The organism is Clostridium isatidis, assembly GCF_002285495.1.
Taxonomy (GTDB): domain Bacteria; phylum Bacillota; class Clostridia; order Clostridiales; family Clostridiaceae; genus Clostridium; species Clostridium isatidis.
In genome coordinates this window covers 2,162,264-2,179,557 of sequence record NZ_CP016786.1, presented here as the reverse complement: position 1 = coordinate 2,179,557, position 17,294 = coordinate 2,162,264, and the positions used below count along the sequence as shown (strand labels likewise).

19 protein-coding genes are annotated in these 17,294 nt (G+C 29.4%); all 19 read left to right on the top strand.

Annotated features, from left to right (window positions below; all coding sequences use genetic code 11):
- The first annotated feature begins 109 nt into the window (after window positions 1-109).
- The 19 genes from BEN51_RS10275 (at window position 110) to BEN51_RS10185 (ending at window position 17,249) form a co-directional block, all read left to right on the top strand.
- Window positions 110-445 (top strand): rubredoxin-like domain-containing protein, encoded by a 336-nt coding sequence (locus BEN51_RS10275; RefSeq protein ID WP_119865977.1) that lies wholly within the window; start codon window positions 110-112, stop codon window positions 443-445.
- 24 nt (window positions 446-469) lie between these two features.
- Window positions 470-712: a CDGSH iron-sulfur domain-containing protein gene (locus tag BEN51_RS10270; protein ID WP_119865976.1), complete on the top strand. Its 243-nt coding sequence runs from the start codon at window positions 470-472 to the stop codon at window positions 710-712.
- Window positions 713-853: 141 nt separating this feature from the next.
- Window positions 854-1,675 (top strand): HAD family hydrolase, encoded by an 822-nt coding sequence (locus tag BEN51_RS10265; RefSeq protein WP_119865975.1) that lies wholly within the window; start codon window positions 854-856, stop codon window positions 1,673-1,675.
- Between the two features lie 96 nt (window positions 1,676-1,771).
- Window positions 1,772-3,151: a methyl-accepting chemotaxis protein gene (locus tag BEN51_RS10260; protein WP_164704106.1), complete on the top strand. Its 1,380-nt coding sequence runs from the start codon at window positions 1,772-1,774 to the stop codon at window positions 3,149-3,151.
- Window positions 3,152-3,334: 183 nt separating this feature from the next.
- Window positions 3,335-3,820 (top strand): permease, encoded by a 486-nt coding sequence (locus BEN51_RS10255; protein ID WP_119865973.1) that lies wholly within the window; start codon window positions 3,335-3,337, stop codon window positions 3,818-3,820.
- A complete protein-coding gene (locus BEN51_RS10250) occupies window positions 3,817-4,368 on the top strand; it encodes a permease (RefSeq protein ID WP_119865972.1) in 552 nt (183 codons plus the stop codon). The genes BEN51_RS10255 and BEN51_RS10250 overlap by 4 nt, the downstream gene beginning before the upstream one ends.
- Window positions 4,369-4,616: 248 nt before the next feature.
- Window positions 4,617-5,759 carry a 5-methyltetrahydropteroyltriglutamate--homocysteine S-methyltransferase gene (locus BEN51_RS10245; RefSeq protein ID WP_119865971.1) on the top strand — a complete coding sequence of 381 codons (1,143 nt, stop codon included), beginning with the start codon at window positions 4,617-4,619 and terminating at the stop codon, window positions 5,757-5,759.
- 194 nt (window positions 5,760-5,953) lie between these two features.
- Window positions 5,954-6,190, top strand: a complete 237-nt coding sequence (locus tag BEN51_RS10240) for a hypothetical protein (RefSeq protein WP_119865970.1) — start codon at window positions 5,954-5,956, stop codon at window positions 6,188-6,190.
- 58 nt (window positions 6,191-6,248) lie between these two features.
- Window positions 6,249-7,655: a GH1 family beta-glucosidase gene (locus tag BEN51_RS10235; protein WP_119865969.1), complete on the top strand. Its 1,407-nt coding sequence runs from the start codon at window positions 6,249-6,251 to the stop codon at window positions 7,653-7,655.
- 93 nt (window positions 7,656-7,748) lie between these two features.
- Window positions 7,749-8,474 carry a MurR/RpiR family transcriptional regulator gene (locus BEN51_RS10230; protein ID WP_119865968.1) on the top strand — a complete coding sequence of 242 codons (726 nt, stop codon included), beginning with the start codon at window positions 7,749-7,751 and terminating at the stop codon, window positions 8,472-8,474.
- A 192-nt stretch (window positions 8,475-8,666) separates the two neighbouring features.
- Window positions 8,667-8,972, top strand: coding sequence for a PTS sugar transporter subunit IIB (locus tag BEN51_RS10225; protein WP_119865967.1), 306 nt, complete (start codon window positions 8,667-8,669; stop codon window positions 8,970-8,972).
- A 273-nt stretch (window positions 8,973-9,245) separates the two neighbouring features.
- A complete protein-coding gene (locus BEN51_RS10220) occupies window positions 9,246-10,685 on the top strand; it encodes a glycoside hydrolase family 1 protein (protein ID WP_119865966.1) in 1,440 nt (479 codons plus the stop codon).
- 62 nt (window positions 10,686-10,747) lie between these two features.
- Complete coding sequence (locus BEN51_RS10215; protein WP_119865965.1) at window positions 10,748-11,053, top strand: PTS sugar transporter subunit IIB; 306 nt, start codon at window positions 10,748-10,750, stop codon at window positions 11,051-11,053.
- 45 nt (window positions 11,054-11,098) lie between these two features.
- Window positions 11,099-12,427 (top strand): PTS sugar transporter subunit IIC, encoded by a 1,329-nt coding sequence (locus BEN51_RS10210; RefSeq protein WP_119865964.1) that lies wholly within the window; start codon window positions 11,099-11,101, stop codon window positions 12,425-12,427.
- A gap of 49 nt (window positions 12,428-12,476) precedes the next feature.
- Entirely contained in the window at window positions 12,477-12,797 is a 321-nt protein-coding gene (locus BEN51_RS10205; RefSeq protein WP_119865963.1) for a PTS sugar transporter subunit IIA, read from the top strand.
- A 252-nt stretch (window positions 12,798-13,049) separates the two neighbouring features.
- Entirely contained in the window at window positions 13,050-13,997 is a 948-nt protein-coding gene (locus BEN51_RS10200) for a PucR family transcriptional regulator (RefSeq protein WP_119865962.1), read from the top strand.
- A gap of 118 nt (window positions 13,998-14,115) precedes the next feature.
- Window positions 14,116-15,330, top strand: a complete 1,215-nt coding sequence (locus tag BEN51_RS10195) for a sugar ABC transporter substrate-binding protein (protein WP_119865961.1) — start codon at window positions 14,116-14,118, stop codon at window positions 15,328-15,330.
- A gap of 136 nt (window positions 15,331-15,466) precedes the next feature.
- Window positions 15,467-16,384, top strand: a complete 918-nt coding sequence (locus tag BEN51_RS10190) for a carbohydrate ABC transporter permease (RefSeq protein WP_119865960.1) — start codon at window positions 15,467-15,469, stop codon at window positions 16,382-16,384.
- Between the two features lies 1 nt (window position 16,385).
- Entirely contained in the window at window positions 16,386-17,249 is an 864-nt protein-coding gene (locus BEN51_RS10185; protein ID WP_119865959.1) for a sugar ABC transporter permease, read from the top strand.
- Window positions 17,250-17,294: the final 45 nt, after the last annotated feature.

The following is a 17,294-nucleotide window of genomic DNA, read 5'->3' as shown; positions in this document are numbered from 1 at the left end:
AGAACTTCTCAATTTTAAATAAGAATATATTTTAAAAATTTTATAAATAATAACCATATGAAATTATTTTTTAATTTCATATGGTTAATTTTTTAAGGAGGTAATAAAATTGAAAAAATTATTTAAATGTACAGTTTGTGGATTTGTGTGGGAAGGAACTGAAGCACCTGAAAAATGCCCAAAGTGTTTAGTTCCTAAAGATAAATTCGTAGAATTAAGCAAGGAAGAAGCTGATAAAATCTATTCATCAACTCCAACAAATGATATTCATATAGAAATTATTCATTTAGCTACTAAAATTGCTCAATTATGCGATGAAGGTATAAAGATGGAGCTTGATGCAAAATGCGTAACATCCTTTGAACAAACTAAAAATGAAGCATGGACTATCAAACAGAGAGCTAAGGCTGAAATAGCAGGTCATGTTTCTAATGGAAAATGGTAATTAAAAGATAAAAGGAGATTGATTATGGAAAAGAAGACAATTACTAGCGGACCAATAACTGTAGAACTTCAAAAGGGAAAAAAATATGCCTGGTGTACATGTGGAGAATCAGAAAAAGAACCATTCTGCGATTTTAAAGGTCATAAGGGAACAGGCTTAGGACCAATGTATTTTGATGCAGAAAAAGATGGAATAACATATTTATGTGGATGTAAAAAAACTAAAAATCCACCTTATTGTGATGGAACCCATAATCAAAAGGAATAAAGAAAATATAGGGTATATACTAAAAAAGGCTGTTTTACAGCCTCTTTTTAATTTATATATCTTTATAATAAGAGAATTATGTTATAATCAAAAATTAGATTATAATATAACTAAAGTAAAATTTATAGGAAGTGTGAAAGTATGGAGTTATTTGTTTCAGATTTAGATGGGACCTTATTAAATAAAAACAAGGAAATATCAGATTATTCAAAAAAAGAATTAAATAGATTAATAGAACAGGGAGTAAACTTTACTATTGCTAGTGCAAGAACTCCAGCTACCGTTGTAGATATTTTAGAGGGAATTAATATCAAAATCCCAGTAGTTTTAATGAATGGAGTATTAATTTATGATATAGCAAAACAAGAATATATAAAAATTAATAAGTTAGAGGATACTGTAGTAAAGGGAGTTTTAGATATTTTAAAAAAATATGATAAGAATTGCTTTTTATATGGTATAAAAGATAACCATATTTTTGTTTATTATAGAGGAATAATAAATAATCCAGAAAAAGATTTTTATAATGAGAGATGTGAGAAAAAACTAAAGACCTTTGTAAAAATAGATGATTATTATAGTCTTCTAGAAGAGATGGAAGTAATTAATTTTGTATTATTTGATGATTATGAAAAAATAAAAGCTATATATAATGAACTAAAGTTAATAGAAGGTTTATATGTGGATTATTATAAGGACATATATGGGGAGGGCTATTATTTAGATGCTTATAGCAGCAAAGCCTCTAAGGCAAATGGAATAAAGGAACTAGAGAGATATGTAAATTGCGATAAACTTATTAGCTTTGGGGATAATGTTAATGATATTCCAATGTTTAAGATATCCGATGAATGTTATGCTGTGGAAAATGGAGCAGAAGAGTTAAAAAGGATAGCAACAAAAGTCATAGAGAGTAATGAAAAGGACGGAGTAGTAAAATTTATTAGTAAATACAGCTCATAATCTCCTTCCAAATATATTAAAGTTTACTTAAAAGTAGAAAGTTATGTTAATATGCTGTATAATTTTATTATATACTTTACAATCTTTGGAGGAATTATGATAAAGTTTAGAAAAAATCAAAAAAGCAAGTCTGAATTTAATACTGTTAATACTATAAATGAAAATATACTATTAATGGCTATAGATAATTTATTAAATGAAAAATTAATCTATATTGATGAAAAAGAAATAGGATCAGCAGAGCTTTCAAAAAAGTGGAATAAACTTATAGATAAGATAAAGGCAGATAAAGTAAAGAACTTACTTAGCCTAGATACTATATTATCAGAAATGACGAGAATGGATTCTTTAAGAGATATAATAAAAAGTACAAGCACTCAGACTGAGCAAGTAAATAATTTCTATAACAGCATTAAAGAAATGATAGCTTCAAGTGAAGAAATATCAAGTTTTTCACAGGATGTAGCAAATCATACACAGGATATTACTGGAATTGCAGAAGCTGGTGTGGAAAAAATAGAAAAATCCATGGATTTTATTGTTGGATACTTTGAAAAAGCGAAAAATATAAATAAAGAAATGGATGAAGTAAGAGAAAAAACAAAATCTATAAATCAAGTAATAACTTTATTAAAGGGAATAGCAAATCAAACAAATCTATTAGCCTTAAATGCTGCTATTGAAGCTGCAAGAGCAGGAGAAAATGGCAGGGGCTTTGCAATAGTTGCAGATGAGGTAAGAAAACTTGCTGAAGATACTAGAATATCCTTGGAAAATGTTATGAAGGATATTGAGGCTTTAAATTTAGCAATAGACAATTCCTCTAGTCAAATTGAGAAGTCTATAGAGGAATTAGATACAGGAAAGAGCATTATAAATGAAGCATTAATGCAAATACACGATATATCTAATTCTATTAATGAAATAGACGAAACTATAAATCAAGTTGCTTCAAATATGGAAGAACAACATGCTATTACAGAAAGCTTAACTAATGGAATAGAAGAAATAGCTAAAGAATCAGATTTTATAGAAGAAAAAAGTAAAAGTATTGGAGAATACATAAATAATTCAAGCAAGCATGTACATGGTTTTAGAAAAGAATTTTTAAATAAAAGAGAATTCTTAGATGATAAAACAATGATGGAAATTTTTAAGACAGATCATTTAGTTTGGAAGTGGAGGGTTTATAATACTTTCCTAGGCTATGAAAAATTAGAACCAGAAAAACTAGCTGATTTTAAATCTTGCCGTTTAGGAAGATGGTATTATGGAAATGAAGGTAAGAAATATAGCAGTCTAAAAGAATTTAAGGAGATGGAAGAATCTCATCAAAAGGTACATGAGACAGCTAGTAAAGCTATATCTGCCTTTTATGAAGGTGATACAGTTAAGGCTGATAAGTATCTTGACAGTATGGATACTTATTTAAGTCAAATGTTTAAATATTTAGAGGATATTAAGGGTATTATTTAAGAATATCCTAGTGGTAAGATTAATTTTATAAGTTTTATAGCAAAAACTCTGACAGATTAGTTTGTTAGAGTTTTATTTTTATGTTTTTACAATTGTTTATAATTAAATTCTGTTAATAATTATCTCATTAATGTTTATAAAATTAATATAATAATATTATTAAAAAGTTATTGGAGTGAAATAATGAGCTGCTTTTTTCTTTATTCAGCAACATTTATATTATTTTTATTATCATATAAAAAAGATAAGGATAAAACTAAAAAGGTTTTTATTAAGGGGGTGAAATCTTTAGAAAATATTTTGCCACAGTTTTTAGGAATAGTTATTTCTGTTGGCTTAATTCTTGCCATACTAACACCTGAAACTATAAGGGGCATACTAGGAATTAATTCAGCTTTCCTTGGCATAATATTATCAGCCTTAATTGGAACTATTGTTATGATGCCTACCTTTGTAGCTTTTTCTACAGCTGATATGCTTATAAATAATGGAGCAGGAATGGCGCAAGTTGCAGCCCTTGTATCAACTTTAACCTTAATTGGTTTAATAACAATTCCTTTAGAAGCAAAATATATAGGTAAAAGAGCTACAGTTTATAGAAATATAATTGCCTTTATTTTTTCAATTTTAGTAGCATTTTTTGTTGAGAAGGTGATTGTATTATTATGATTAAGAAATTGATTAAAAGATATTCCTTTTTTCTAGTGATGCTTTTAGTATTGTTAATAGTTTTTATTTGGAATAAAAATCTAGGTTTAAAGTCTCTAAACTCAATTTTCTCAAGTATAAAACAGATGATTTCAGTAGTCCCGCCAATAATGCTTTTACTAGGACTTATAGATGTGTGGCTTCCTAGGGAAACTATGATGAAATATATGGGATATGATTCGGGAATAAAGGGAATTATTCTTTCCATTCTTATGGGAACTATTGCTGCTGGCCCTATGTATGCAGCCTTTCCTTTTACAAAAGTTCTACTTAAAAAAGGGGTTAGATTTAGGAATATAATTATTTTTATGAATGCTTGGTGTGTAATCAAAATATCTACCTTAATGTTTGAAGTTGGAGCTTTAGGATATAAGTTTACCTTGGCGAGATTTTTAATAGATCTTCCAGGAGTTATAATAATGGGATTTTTAGTTGAAGCATTAATGCCAAAGAAAGAGTTAGAAAAACTTTATTCAGTTAGGAGTGTAGAGTGTGGAGTTAGTAGTTAGGAGTGTGGAGTTAGGAGTTAGTAGTTAGGAGTGTGGAGTTAGGAGTTAGGAGTGTGGAGTTTGGAGTTAGGAGTTAGAAGTGTTTTTTGAGCTTAATATTATAGTGTAATCTTTAAAATAGAGTTATGTAAAATCAGCAGATTTTCATAACTTTTTTATTAACAAAAAATGAAAAGTGTAATAGTGATAAGATTATATATAAATTTATATGGTATAATATTCTAGACAAAAAATAAGGAGGGCTATTTATGACAAAGGAATTATTAGGAAAACAGAGATTACAAGTACCCTACAGAAATGATATTGTTGGTAGTTTTCTTAGACCAGAGGAACTCAAGAAGGCTAGGAAGCAATATGAAAATGGGGAAATTTCTAGGGAAGTTCTTAGAGCTATTGAAGATAAGGCTATAAGAGAACTTGTAAAGAAAGAAAAGGCAGCTGGCTTAAAATCTGTAACAGATGGGGAGTTCAGAAGAAGCTGGTGGCATTTAGATTTTATGTGGGGTATTCATGGAGTTGAATATAAAAAGGTAGAAAGAGGTTATCAGTTTAAGGGGGAAGAAACTAGAGCCGAAACTGCTGGAATTTTAGGAAAAATAAAATTTACTGGTGAACATCCTTTTCTTGAACATTATAAATTTCTGAAGGAACTAGCAGATGAAGAGGGAGTAGAAGCAAGACAAACTATTCCTGCACCAGCACAATTATTATTAGAATTACAAAGACCAGAAAATATAGCAGATGTAAAGTTTATATATGAAAATCAAGAAGATTTAATTAATGATATTGTAAAAACTTATAATCAAATTATAAGAGCTTTTTATGATTTAGGCTGCAGAAATATTCAGTTAGATGATTGTACTTGGGGAACTTTCTGCGATAGAAACTTACTAAAGCGTCTTGGATATACAGAGGAACAAGTGAAGGATACTTTAAATTTATTTCTTAAGTTAAATAACTTAGCTATTAAAGATTTACCAGAAGATTTAATAATCACTACTCATGTTTGTAGAGGGAATTATCATTCAACATACGCTTCAGAAGGACCTTATGATCTAGTAGCAGAAATTTTATTTGCTAATGCCAATGTAGATGCTTTTTATCTGGAATTTGACGATGAGAGATCAGGCGGTTTTGAACCTTTAAAATATGTTCCAAGAGATAAACAAGTTGTACTAGGTCTAGTATCCTCTAAAACAGGAAAACTTGAAAGTAAGGAAACTATTATAAGAAGAATAGAAGAGGCGACTAAATACCTGGATTTAGATCAAATATGTTTAAGTCCTCAATGCGGCTTTGCGTCTACAGAAGAAGGTAACATTTTAACTGAGGAAGAACAATGGAATAAGATTAGGCTAATAAAAGAAATAACAGAAGAAATATGGAAATAATAAAGGGGCTCTTGATATTATGCTTTAATATCAAGAGTTTTTTATAGAAATTATGATACAATATTATAACGTGCTGTTACAAAAATAAAACAAGTTATTTAATAAATTATTTGTTTTATTAATTTATAAAAATAAGTTTTTTTTATGAAAATGTTTTAAAATTAGTATATAAAACATTTTAGGGGGATTTGAATATGAGTAAAATAGAAATAAATGCAGCTCAAATGAAATTTATAAGAGATTTTTTTGATAATTATGAAGATGATAAAGTTAAATTTAAGCTAGCTGATGCAAGTAATAGAATTAAGACTATTTATGAAGTTGAAACAGAACTTGCTGATAATGAATTAGAAAAGTATGTTAAAGCAGTCTTTAAAGAAAAATCTCAATATGGTAATGCTCTTTACTATACTATAAGAGTTATAAAATAGAAGCATTGGTAATACTGCTAAATAAATTAACTTATTTTTATAAATTGGAGGAGTAGAAATGAAATTTGCAAAGGACTTTTTATTTGGAGCAGCAACTGCAGCCTATCAAGTTGAAGGTGCATGGAATGAAGATGGAAAAGGTATTTCAAACTGGGATGTATTTTCTAAAATACCTGGAAAAACTTTTGAAGGAACAAATGGTGATGTAGCAGTAGACCATTACCATAGATATAAAGAAGATATTAAGCTTATGGCTGATATGGGATTAGAATCTTATAGATTTTCTATATCATGGCCAAGAATTATACCAAATGGAACTGGTGAAGTAAATCCAAAGGGAATAGAATTTTATAATAATGTAATTAATGAATGCTTAAAGTATGGTATTGTACCATTTGTTACACTTTATCATTGGGACATGCCTCAAGTATTAGAAGAAAAAGGTGGATGGACAAATAAAGCAACTATTGATGCCTTCGTTAATTATGCAGAAACATGTTTTAAAGCTTTTGGAGATAGAGTAAAGCATTGGATTACTTTTAATGAAACAGTAGTATTTTGTGGCTTAGGATATTTAGCAGGGGCTCATCCACCAGCAATCGTAGGAGATAAGAATAAATATTTCCAAGCTACTCATAATGTTTTCCTAGCTCATGCTAAATCTGTTGAGCTATACAAATCCTTGAAACAATATGGAGAAATAGGAATAACTCATGTATATTCACCAGCCTTCAGTGTTGATGATAAGGAAGAAAATATTAAAGCAACAGAACATGCAAGAAATTTAGATACTTATTGGTACTATGATCCAATTCTTAAGGGAGAGTATCCAAAATATGTTGTAGATCATATTGAAAAGCTTGGAGTTAAAATAGATTGGACAGCTGAAGAATTAGAAATAATAAGAAGAAATGCTGATAAAAATGATTTTATAGGATTAAACTATTATCAGCCACAAAGAGTTATGAAAAATGATGTTCAAGAAAATGTAGAAAGAACTAGAGAAAATTCAACTGGTTCACCTGGAAATCCTTCCTTCGATGGAGTATATAAAACAGTACGAATGGATGATAAAGTATATACTAAATGGGGATGGGAAATATCACCTGAAGGTTTCTTAGATGGTTTAAAGCTATTAAAAGAAAGATATGGCGATGTTAAAATATATATAACAGAAAATGGACTAGGAGACGAAGACCCAATTATAGAGGGGGAAGTAGTAGATATACCAAGAATTAAGTTTATTGAAAAACACTTAAGAGCAGTAAAAGATGCTATAAAAGAAGGTGTAAATATAAAAGGTTATTATGCATGGTCTGCTATAGATTTATTAAGCTGGTTAAATGGATATAAAAAGCAGTATGGATTTATATATGTTGACCATAATAATAATTTAGAAAGAAAGAAAAAGGCATCCTATTATTGGTATAAACATGTTATTGAAACAAGGGGAGAAGAGATATAATTTAATGGGGCTGAAGTCTTAATTGATTTCAGCCTTTTAAGACAATAAATAGGCTCTTAGGTCTATTTATAAATTGAGTAAAGGAGATTAGAAATGTTTAGCTATAATAAGATACAAAGTTTAAATGAATTAGAATTGTCACTTTATAACTATATAATGAAGAATAGTGAGAAAGTTGTTTATATGAGAATCAGGGAGTTAGCCAATGAAGCTCATGTTTCAACCACTACTATTCTTAGATTTTGCAAAAAGCTAGATTGTGAAGGATTCACAGAATTTAAATTAAAATTTAAAATGTATCTAGAAGAATCAAACAGAAGAGAATTGACTGATAATACATCTATGATAATAGATTTTTTAAAAAAGTCCCAGTCAGAAGAGTATAATTATAAGCTAAACAAAGTATGCAATGAAATTAATAAAGCTGAAAATATTATTTTTGTAGGTATTGGTTTTTCAGGTATTTTATCTAAATATGCTGCAAGGTATTTTTCAGTAATAGGCAAAAGATCAATATATATTGATGATCCTTTTTATCCCTTACCAGTAGATACTTCAGAAAATTATATATGTATTGCAATTTCAGTATCAGGTGAAACTTCAGAAGTTATAGATAATATAAATAAATTAAAGCAAAAAGGCAGCAAAATAATAAGCATTACAAATAATGAAAATTCAACTTTAGCTAAAATTTCAGATTTAAATATTAGTTATTATGTACAGCAAGAGAAAATAGGAAATTATGATATTACAACTCAAATACCTGTATTATATATTCTTGAGGCAATAGGCAGGAGATTATATAGAAATTATAAATAAGTATTGTTTTTTGATTTTTACTACATATATTTTAAGCATGAAAAATATTGATTATATAAACTAAAATAAAGCAATGAAAATCCGTGTAAATGTTTACTAAATTTATTTTTGTAATATAATTAAATTATAAAGTAATATATTATATAAGAATATTTATTAAATTATTTATAATTTATATTAGGGGGGAATAGTATGAAAAGAATATTATTAGTATGTGCAGCAGGTATGTCAACAAGTTTATTAGTAAATAAAATGAAAGCGGCAGCGAAGGAAAAGGGAATTGAAATTAATATAGATGCACTTCCAGTATCTGAATGTTCAAGAGTAATAGATGAGGTAGATATTGTTCTTTTAGGACCACAAGTAAGATTTCAAAAGCCTCAAGTTGATGCCATGGTAAATGGAAGAATTCCAGTTGAGGTTATAGATATGAGATTATATGGAACAATGAATGGAAAAGCAATATTAGAACATGTATTAGAAGTTTTAGGAGTATAAGAATTTAATAAAAGTTTTATATTTATGGAACTATATTACAAGAAATTTGTATTATAGTTCCATTTTTGTTTTTTTTAGTTTAGTGATTTTTTATATTTAATTTCTATGAAAGCCTAATTTTAGGTGATTTAGTAACAGATATAAAAAACAGATTGTAACTAATAGGTAACAAATTTTAAATCTTCAAGCCCTGTTTTTTTAAGGGGTGAAAATGGTTACAAGGATAAAACTTTAGTATATAATTAACACATAAGACAGAGAGGAGGAAAAACCTTGATACATGAAAAACTAGATAAATTTAAAGATGGTTTTTTATGGGGAAGTGCTTCTGCAGCATATCAAGTTGAAGGAGCTTATGATGAGGATGGAAAAGGTCCAAGCATCTGGGATGAATTTAGTGAAATTCCTGGTAAAACCTATAAAAATACCAATGGGAAAATTGCCGTGGATTTTTACCATAGATTTAAAGAAGATGTAGCCTTAATGAAAGAAATGGGCTTGAAAGCATATAGATTTTCAATTTCCTGGAGTAGGATTTATCCAAAAGGCAGAGGCGAGGTAAATGAAAAGGGTTTAGAATTTTATGATAAGTTAATAGATGAGTTAATTGCAAACGATATTAAGCCAATAATAACAATCTATCATTGGGATTTACCAAAAGCCCTTCAAGATCTTTATGGAGGTTGGGAATCCAGAGAGATAATAGACGACTTTAATAATTATTGCATAACTCTTTATAAAAGATATGGTGATAGAGTTAAATACTGGGTAACTATGAATGAACAAAATGTATTTATGCTTTTAGGGTATAAGCTAGGAATACATCCACCTGGTGTGATGGATGAAAAAAGGATGCTTAAGGCAAATCATATTGCCAGCTTAGCAAATGCAAAAGCTATCGAATCTTTTAGAAAATGTGTTTCAAATGGAATGATAGGACCAAGCTTTGCTTTAACTCCAAACTATGCACATACCTGCAAGCCAGAAGATATTCTAGCAAGAGAAAATGCAGAAGATATAAATTGTCATTGGTGGTTAGATGTTTATTGTTTTGGCCATTACCCATCTTATGCTTATAGTACCTATGAAAAAAGAGGAACGGCACCTGAAATTGAAGATGGTGATTTAGAATTACTTGAAAGAGGAAAGCCTGATTTTATAGGAATTAATTATTATCGTTCTGAAACAGTAGAAAAAAATCCTCTAGATGGTATAGGTAATTTTGAAAAAATAAATACATCAGGTAAAAAAGGAACATCAGAAGATTATGGAATGCCTGGTCTATTTAAAACAATAAAAAATCCTTATTTAGAAAGAACTAATTGGGATTGGGAAATAGATCCTACGGGTTTAAGAATAGGTATAAGAAGATTAAATAGCAGATATAGACTGCCAATTCTGGTTACTGAAAACGGTCTTGGAGAGTTTGACAAGGTTGAGCCAGGAGATATCATAAATGACGACTATAGAATTAACTATATAAGAGATCATATCTTAGCTTGCAAGCAGTCAATAACTGATGGGGTAGAACTTTTAGGATATTGTACATGGTCCTTTACAGATTTATTAAGCTGGTTAAATGGATATAGAAAAAGATATGGCTTTGTATATGTTGATAGGGATGAAGAAGGTCTGAGAACTTTAAGAAGAATAAAAAAGAAAAGTTTTTATTGGTATAAGAAGGTTATAGAGACAAATGGCGAGGAATTGTAATCGTTAGCTTAGGTAAGGAATGAATTTATAATAATAAATAATAATTTTAGGAGGAAATAATTATGAAAAATATATTATTAGTATGTGCAGCGGGTATGTCAACAAGTTTATTAGTAAATAAGATGAAAGCAGCAGCTCAAGAGAAAGGTATTGAAATAGAAATAAATGCTTTACCAGTATCAGAGGCAGCAAGCGTTATAGATAAAGTAGATATGGTACTTTTAGGACCACAAGTTAGATTCCAAAAACCACAAGTTGATGCTTTAGTTCAAGGAAGAGTTCCAGTTGAAGTTATTGATATGAGGCTTTATGGAACAATGAATGGAAAAGCTATTTTAGAACAAGTTATTAAAACTATTGGTGAATAACATCAATAGATTTATATAAAAAATTATATTTAAGGGGGAAAATTTATGGAAGCATTTTCAAGAGCTATTGAGAAATTCTTAGTTCCAATAGCAACCAAACTAAACGCTCAAAGGCATGTTTGTGCCATAAGAGACGCATTTATCTTAACATTTCCACTAACAATGGCTGGATCACTAATGATCCTACTAAACTTCGTTTTACTAGATCCAAATGGTTTTATTGCTAAACTTATTCATTTAGGAGATTTAATTCCCAATTTAGCAGATTATCAAGCGATATTCTCACCAGTTTTAAAGGGTTCTACAGATATTTTAGCAATCTTAGTAGTATTTTTAATTGCTAGAAACCTTTCAAGAACAATGGGTGGGGACGACCTATTAACAGGTTTAACAGCTCTTTCTGTTTTCTTTATAATCTATCCAAACAGTGAGCAAGCTGGTCACCTATCAACTCAATATTTAGGTGCACAAGGATTATTCGTTGCAATTATAGTAGGTTTAATAGTTGGTGAAGTTTTAACAAGACTTTCTAAATCTCCAAAGTTAGAAATCAAAATGCCAGAACAAGTGCCACCTGCAGTTGCAAGAACATTTAAGATCTTACTACCAATTATGATAGTAACAATCGGTTTCTCAATTGCAAACTTCATATTATTAAAAGTTACAAATGGCGGTGGTATCCATACATTAGTATATAATGTTCTACAAGCTCCATTAACTAAGCTTGGATCAAGCATTTGGTCAACAGTTGTATTAGCAATAGTTTCAAACTTATTATGGATCATGGGTATTCATGGACCTAATACAGTTGCAGCTATTAGAGATACAATGTTCGCAGAAGCAAATGCAGCAAACATAAAGTACGTACAAGAGAATTTAACTGCATGGGGAGCTCCTTATCCAAATACATGGGCATTAAATGATGCATTTGCAAACTATGGTGGATCAGGAATGACTCTTGGATTATTAATAGCAATCTTTATATTCTCTAAAGCTAGAGATCAAAGAGATATCGCAAAATTATCAATAGCACCAGGATTATTCAATATTAATGAATCTGTAGTATTCGGATTACCAATAGTTTTAAATCCAATATTCGTAATTCCATTTATATTAGTACCAGTAATTAACATATTAATTGGCTACTTTGCAATCGTTGTATTAAAAATAATACCACCAATAGCTTACGGAGTTGTTTGGACAACACCAGGACCATTAATTCCTTTCCTTGGAACAGGTGGAGAAATTATGGGACTTGTAATGGGATTTGTTTGTTTAGCAGTTAGTACACTTGTTTATGCACCTTTCGTTATTGCATCTAATAAAGCAGCAGCAAAACAAGCAGAAGCGGAAAATTCAAACGTAAGCGTATAATAAATCTGTTATAAGACAATAAATAATTTATTAATTAAGGGGATAATTTATGAACGAACTAGAATTAGTAGCATTTGAAATAATAAGTAACGTAGGAATGGCAAAATCTTTAGCTATTGAAGCTATAAGAGATGCAAGAGCCTTTAAATTTGAAGATGCAGAAAAAAAGATTGAAGAAGCAAAAGAATTTTTAGTTAACGGACATCATGCTCATGCAGGTTTAATAACTAAAGAGGCTGAAGGAGATAAATTAGAATTTTCTCTAATAATAATGCATGCAGAAGACCAATTAATGTCTGCAGAAACAATAAAGGATCTTGCAATTGAGTTAATTGAAATGAATAAGACTCTTAAATCAATTAGCAAATAAAATAAAAAATTACATTAGGATAACATAGAAAGATATAAAATCTGGATATGTTATCCTTTTATTTTTATTCTTGTAAGTTTGTACAAAAAATATTATTTCTTTTGTGTAATTTAACTATTGAATTAAAACGATTACAGATGTATAATCTAAATATAAATTAAATATGTTTTTAGATAATATATTTAATTTATATATTTTTCTCGACGTTTCGGAAACGTTTCCGAAAATAGTATTCTTTTATGGGGGAAGATTATGTATGGTCTAAGGAATTCTTTTGATAAGATACGAAATGAAATACAGATTCCTTTCAAAATAAGCGAAAAGGATGGTACAGTTATTGCAGATTTTTTGCAAGGTAAAAGCAAAGGAATAATTAGCAGTATATTAGAAATACCAACAGAAGAACTAACCTTAGAAACTTATGAAAATTACAGCCATTGTTTGAACTTATTAAAATACTGTTTAGAGCAGGAACTAAAAAATGCAGTTAAATCCAGAGAAGAAATAATAAATGATTTAATTAAGGGAAAGGAATTTTCAGAAGAGCTTATTAAAGAAGTAATAAGGTACAAGCCCTTTAAATTAATTCTTATATATTTAGAAAAAGATAATCAAAAAGCTGTAAAGTTATTACAGAAAGAATATTTTAATGATGATAGCATTTTAGTTAGTCAAGATAAATATATAATTATTGTAAGTAAAAATGATGTTAGTGATAAAGATATTTATGAAATATATGCTGCTTTAGAAAAAGAATTTGGTAGAAAATGTTATATAAGCTTCTGTAAAATTGAAGAATATAAGGAACTAAAAGAAAAGTTTGAAACATTAAAAAATAATATTGATATATGTTTAAAATACAATTTAGAATCTAAAGTTTATAAGGAAAATTCATTATTATTAGAAAGAATTATTAGAAATTCAGATAAAAGCTTTGCAAATAGAATTTTTAAGGAATATGATGAGAAGTTTTCTAAGCTAGATGAAGATTTAATAAAAACTATTGAAGTATTTTTTAATGAAGGATTAAAAATAAGCGAATCAGCAGACAAGCTATATATCCATAGAAATACCTTATTTTATAGAATTGAAAAAATAAAAAAATTAATTAATTATGATATTTCTAATTTTAATGATGCTGTTGAATTTAAAATACTATATCTTTATTGGAGAGAAATGAAGTTCAACAAAATTTTTTAGGATTTGTCGAAAACGGTACCGGAAAGGATGCCTGTAAAAAAATACAAATTAATTATGCTAATAAACCTTAATAAAGGGTTAAAAAATATATAACAAAAAATTATGGGAGGAATTTATTATGGGAAAACGTTCAAAATTATTAGCAGTCGTACTTGCAGGTGCATTAGCTGCAACATCACTAGTTGGATGTGGTGGTAAATCTGGCACAGATAGTAATGGAGGTGGAAGTGGAGAGAAAACAACACTTACAGTCTGGTCACACTTATCAGCAGAAGAAGTTGAAGAATTTGATAAGATAGCTAAAGCATGGGGAGAAGAAAATAATGTTGAAGTAACTGTTGTTGAAGATCAAGGTGATTTCCAAGCTATGATACAAGCAGCACAAAGTGACAATGGTCCAGATATTATTTTAGGAGTTCCACATGACAACCTTGGTACTTATCAAAAAGCAGGCATAACAGCAGAAGTTCCTGCAGGATTAGTTTCAGCTGATAAATATACTTCAGAAGCAATAGTTGACTCTGTAACTTTAGATGGAAAGATATATGCTATTCCATTTGCTCAAGAAACAACTGCCTTATTTGTTAATAAAGATTTAGTAAAATCAAACCCAGCTACTATGGAAGAATTAGTTGAAATGGCTAAGGAAGTTGGATTTGAATATGATATAAATAATTTCTATTTCTCATATGCCTTCTTAGCTGCTAATGGTGGATATGTATATAAAAATAATAACGGTACACTAGATCCAACTGATATAGGGCTTGGAAATGATGGATCTGTAAAGGGATTACAATTCCTAAGCGATTTAGTAAATAAACATAAATTAATGGCTGCTGATATTAATTCTGATATAGCTAAGAGCGATTTTGCAGCGGGAAAAACTGGCTTCTATATTTCTGGACCATGGGATGTTCAAACTGCTAAGGATGGCGGAATAAACTTTGAAATAATTCCACTTCCTACTTTAGAAGGTAAGGCACCTCAACCATTAATGGGAGTTCAAGTTGGTTTTGTAAATGCAAATTCTAAGAATCAAGAAAGTGCTTGGAAGTTAATGGAAGAATTTATTGCTAAGGGTCAAGATGTTATTTACAATACTGGACATAGAATACCAGTAGATAAGGATTATGTTGTAGATGATGTTTATACTAAGGCATTTATGGAACAAGCTAAAACTGCTAACCCAATGCCAAATATCCCAGAAATTCAAGCAATGTGGACACCTGCTAATAATAACTTACAATTATTATCAAGTGGCCAAGTTGATGCTAAAACAGCTGGTCAAAACATGGTGGATCAAGTAAAAGAAGGAATCAGCCAATTACAATAACAAAGGTAGGAATTATATGAGGTGCTGTCGCACAAGTTGAAATTTAAGATGTAGGATTAGGATCCTTCTTTATTCTACATTTTATATCAAAGGGGTCTGCGACAGCCCCTTTTATAAAATAAAGGAGGATTTTTAAATGGGCATGAAAAGAAAAAGTCGTAAAGCTTATTTTTACTTAGCTCCAGCACTAATTTCAATTTTAATATTCACAGTAATGCCAATAGCTGCAACTATATATTATGCGTTTACTGATTATACTCTATATTCAAAGGGAAATATCAATCTAGTTGGAATTAAAAACTTTATAGAAGTTTTGAATGGTCCTTTTAAACAAACCTTTTTACCTGTATTTGGGTGGACTATGATTTTTGCAGTAGTATCAACATTAGGTTGTTTCTTCTTAGGCCTAATAATAGCTCTTGTATTAAATAATAAAAATATGAAAGAAAGAAACTTTTATAAGGGAATATTAATACTTCCATGGGCTCTGCCAGCAGCTGTAGCAATTCTTTCTTTTCAAGGATTATTAAATGGAAGTTACGGGCAAATAAATAACTTTTTAATGAGTATTAATTTAATAAAAGAGCCAATAAAATGGCTTACTGACCCTACTTTAGCAAGAATAAGTATATTAATGGTTAATGTATGGTTAGGCTTCCCATATATGATGAATGTATGTTTGGGATCCTTAGCAGCAATTCCAGAAGTATATTATGAAGCTGCTGAAGTAGATGGTGCAAGCAAGTGGAAACAATTTACAAGCATTACTTTGCCATCCTTGGCTAAAACTGCTTATCCATTAATAATTTCAAGTTTTGCATTTAACTTTAATAATTTTGGTTCAGCTTATTTAATTACATTAGGAAACCCAGCAAGATTAGATACTCAATTTGCTGGATATACAGATATTTTAGCTTCTGTAAATTACAAGCTTTCAATTCAATTTGGTAGATATGACATAGCCTCAGCCCTAAGTATAATTATATTTGTAATTATAGCAACTATTTCATTTATACAAATGAAAGCATCTGGCCAATTTGAGGAGGTTGATTAAAATGAAGTCGCAAAAAGCTAATAAATATAAGAAAAAGTTAAGACCTGATGAAGTAAGAAATCTATGGTTTGGTAGAATTTTTATATGGGTAATGATTGCTATAACCTTATTTCCAATAGTAGCAGTTGTATCAGCTTCTATGGCAAAGGGGGATGCTTTTACTCAAACAACATTTTTTCCGGCAGAATGGACTTTAGAGAATTATAAAAAGTTAATTGAAAAAACAGACTTTTTAACCTGGGTAAAAAATTCTCTTTTAATCTGTACAACAGTTGCATTAATTCAATTAGCCTTATCAGTTCCAGCAGCCTTTGCTTTTTCAAAATTAAGGTTCTGGGGAAGAAAAAATGGCTTAATGAGTTTGTTAATCCTTCAAATGTTTCCAACAACAATGGCATTACCTGCAATAATAGGTGTTGTATATACTTATAATTTAAGTAATAGACCATGGATATTAATACTAATCCTTGCAGGAGGAAGTGCATATAATATATGGCTTTTAAAAGGAGCTATAGATGGTATTCCTGATGAATTAGTTGAAGCAGCATATATAGATGGAGCTTCAGTATTGCAGACCTTTATAAGAATAATATTACCATTACTTAGAAATATGCTAATTGTTATTTTCCTATTCTCTTTTATAGGAGCCTATAGTGAATTTATGTTCACATCAGCATTATTAAAGAATGCAGACTTACAAACAATAACAACTGGTTTACAAAAGTTTATTAAAAATAATTTCTCAGCAAACTGGACTATGTATTCTGCAGCAGCTATATTAGCTACAGTGCCAATAGTAACTATATTCATGCTTTTCCAAAAATATATAGCAAGCGGGTTAGTTTCTGGTTCTGTTAAAGAATAATTTGTAGTAAAATTAGAAATCATACCGAATATTTGGTCGAATTTT

Coding starts and splice junctions, on each gene's coding strand:
- BEN51_RS10200 (WP_119865962.1), top strand. CDS start 13,050: ATGTATGGTCTAAGGAATTCTTTTGATAAGATACGAAATGAAATACAG.
- BEN51_RS10255 (WP_119865973.1), top strand. CDS start 3,335: ATGAGCTGCTTTTTTCTTTATTCAGCAACATTTATATTATTTTTATTA.
- BEN51_RS10210 (WP_119865964.1), top strand. CDS start 11,099: ATGGAAGCATTTTCAAGAGCTATTGAGAAATTCTTAGTTCCAATAGCA.
- BEN51_RS10190 (WP_119865960.1), top strand. CDS start 15,467: ATGGGCATGAAAAGAAAAAGTCGTAAAGCTTATTTTTACTTAGCTCCA.
- BEN51_RS10230 (WP_119865968.1), top strand. CDS start 7,749: ATGTTTAGCTATAATAAGATACAAAGTTTAAATGAATTAGAATTGTCA.
- BEN51_RS10250 (WP_119865972.1), top strand. CDS start 3,817: ATGATTAAGAAATTGATTAAAAGATATTCCTTTTTTCTAGTGATGCTT.
- BEN51_RS10245 (WP_119865971.1), top strand. CDS start 4,617: ATGACAAAGGAATTATTAGGAAAACAGAGATTACAAGTACCCTACAGA.
- BEN51_RS10270 (WP_119865976.1), top strand. CDS start 470: ATGGAAAAGAAGACAATTACTAGCGGACCAATAACTGTAGAACTTCAA.
- BEN51_RS10185 (WP_119865959.1), top strand. CDS start 16,386: ATGAAGTCGCAAAAAGCTAATAAATATAAGAAAAAGTTAAGACCTGAT.
- BEN51_RS10205 (WP_119865963.1), top strand. CDS start 12,477: ATGAACGAACTAGAATTAGTAGCATTTGAAATAATAAGTAACGTAGGA.
- BEN51_RS10215 (WP_119865965.1), top strand. CDS start 10,748: ATGAAAAATATATTATTAGTATGTGCAGCGGGTATGTCAACAAGTTTA.
- BEN51_RS10225 (WP_119865967.1), top strand. CDS start 8,667: ATGAAAAGAATATTATTAGTATGTGCAGCAGGTATGTCAACAAGTTTA.
- BEN51_RS10195 (WP_119865961.1), top strand. CDS start 14,116: ATGGGAAAACGTTCAAAATTATTAGCAGTCGTACTTGCAGGTGCATTA.
- BEN51_RS10265 (WP_119865975.1), top strand. CDS start 854: ATGGAGTTATTTGTTTCAGATTTAGATGGGACCTTATTAAATAAAAAC.
- BEN51_RS10235 (WP_119865969.1), top strand. CDS start 6,249: ATGAAATTTGCAAAGGACTTTTTATTTGGAGCAGCAACTGCAGCCTAT.
- BEN51_RS10240 (WP_119865970.1), top strand. CDS start 5,954: ATGAGTAAAATAGAAATAAATGCAGCTCAAATGAAATTTATAAGAGAT.
- BEN51_RS10260 (WP_164704106.1), top strand. CDS start 1,772: ATGATAAAGTTTAGAAAAAATCAAAAAAGCAAGTCTGAATTTAATACT.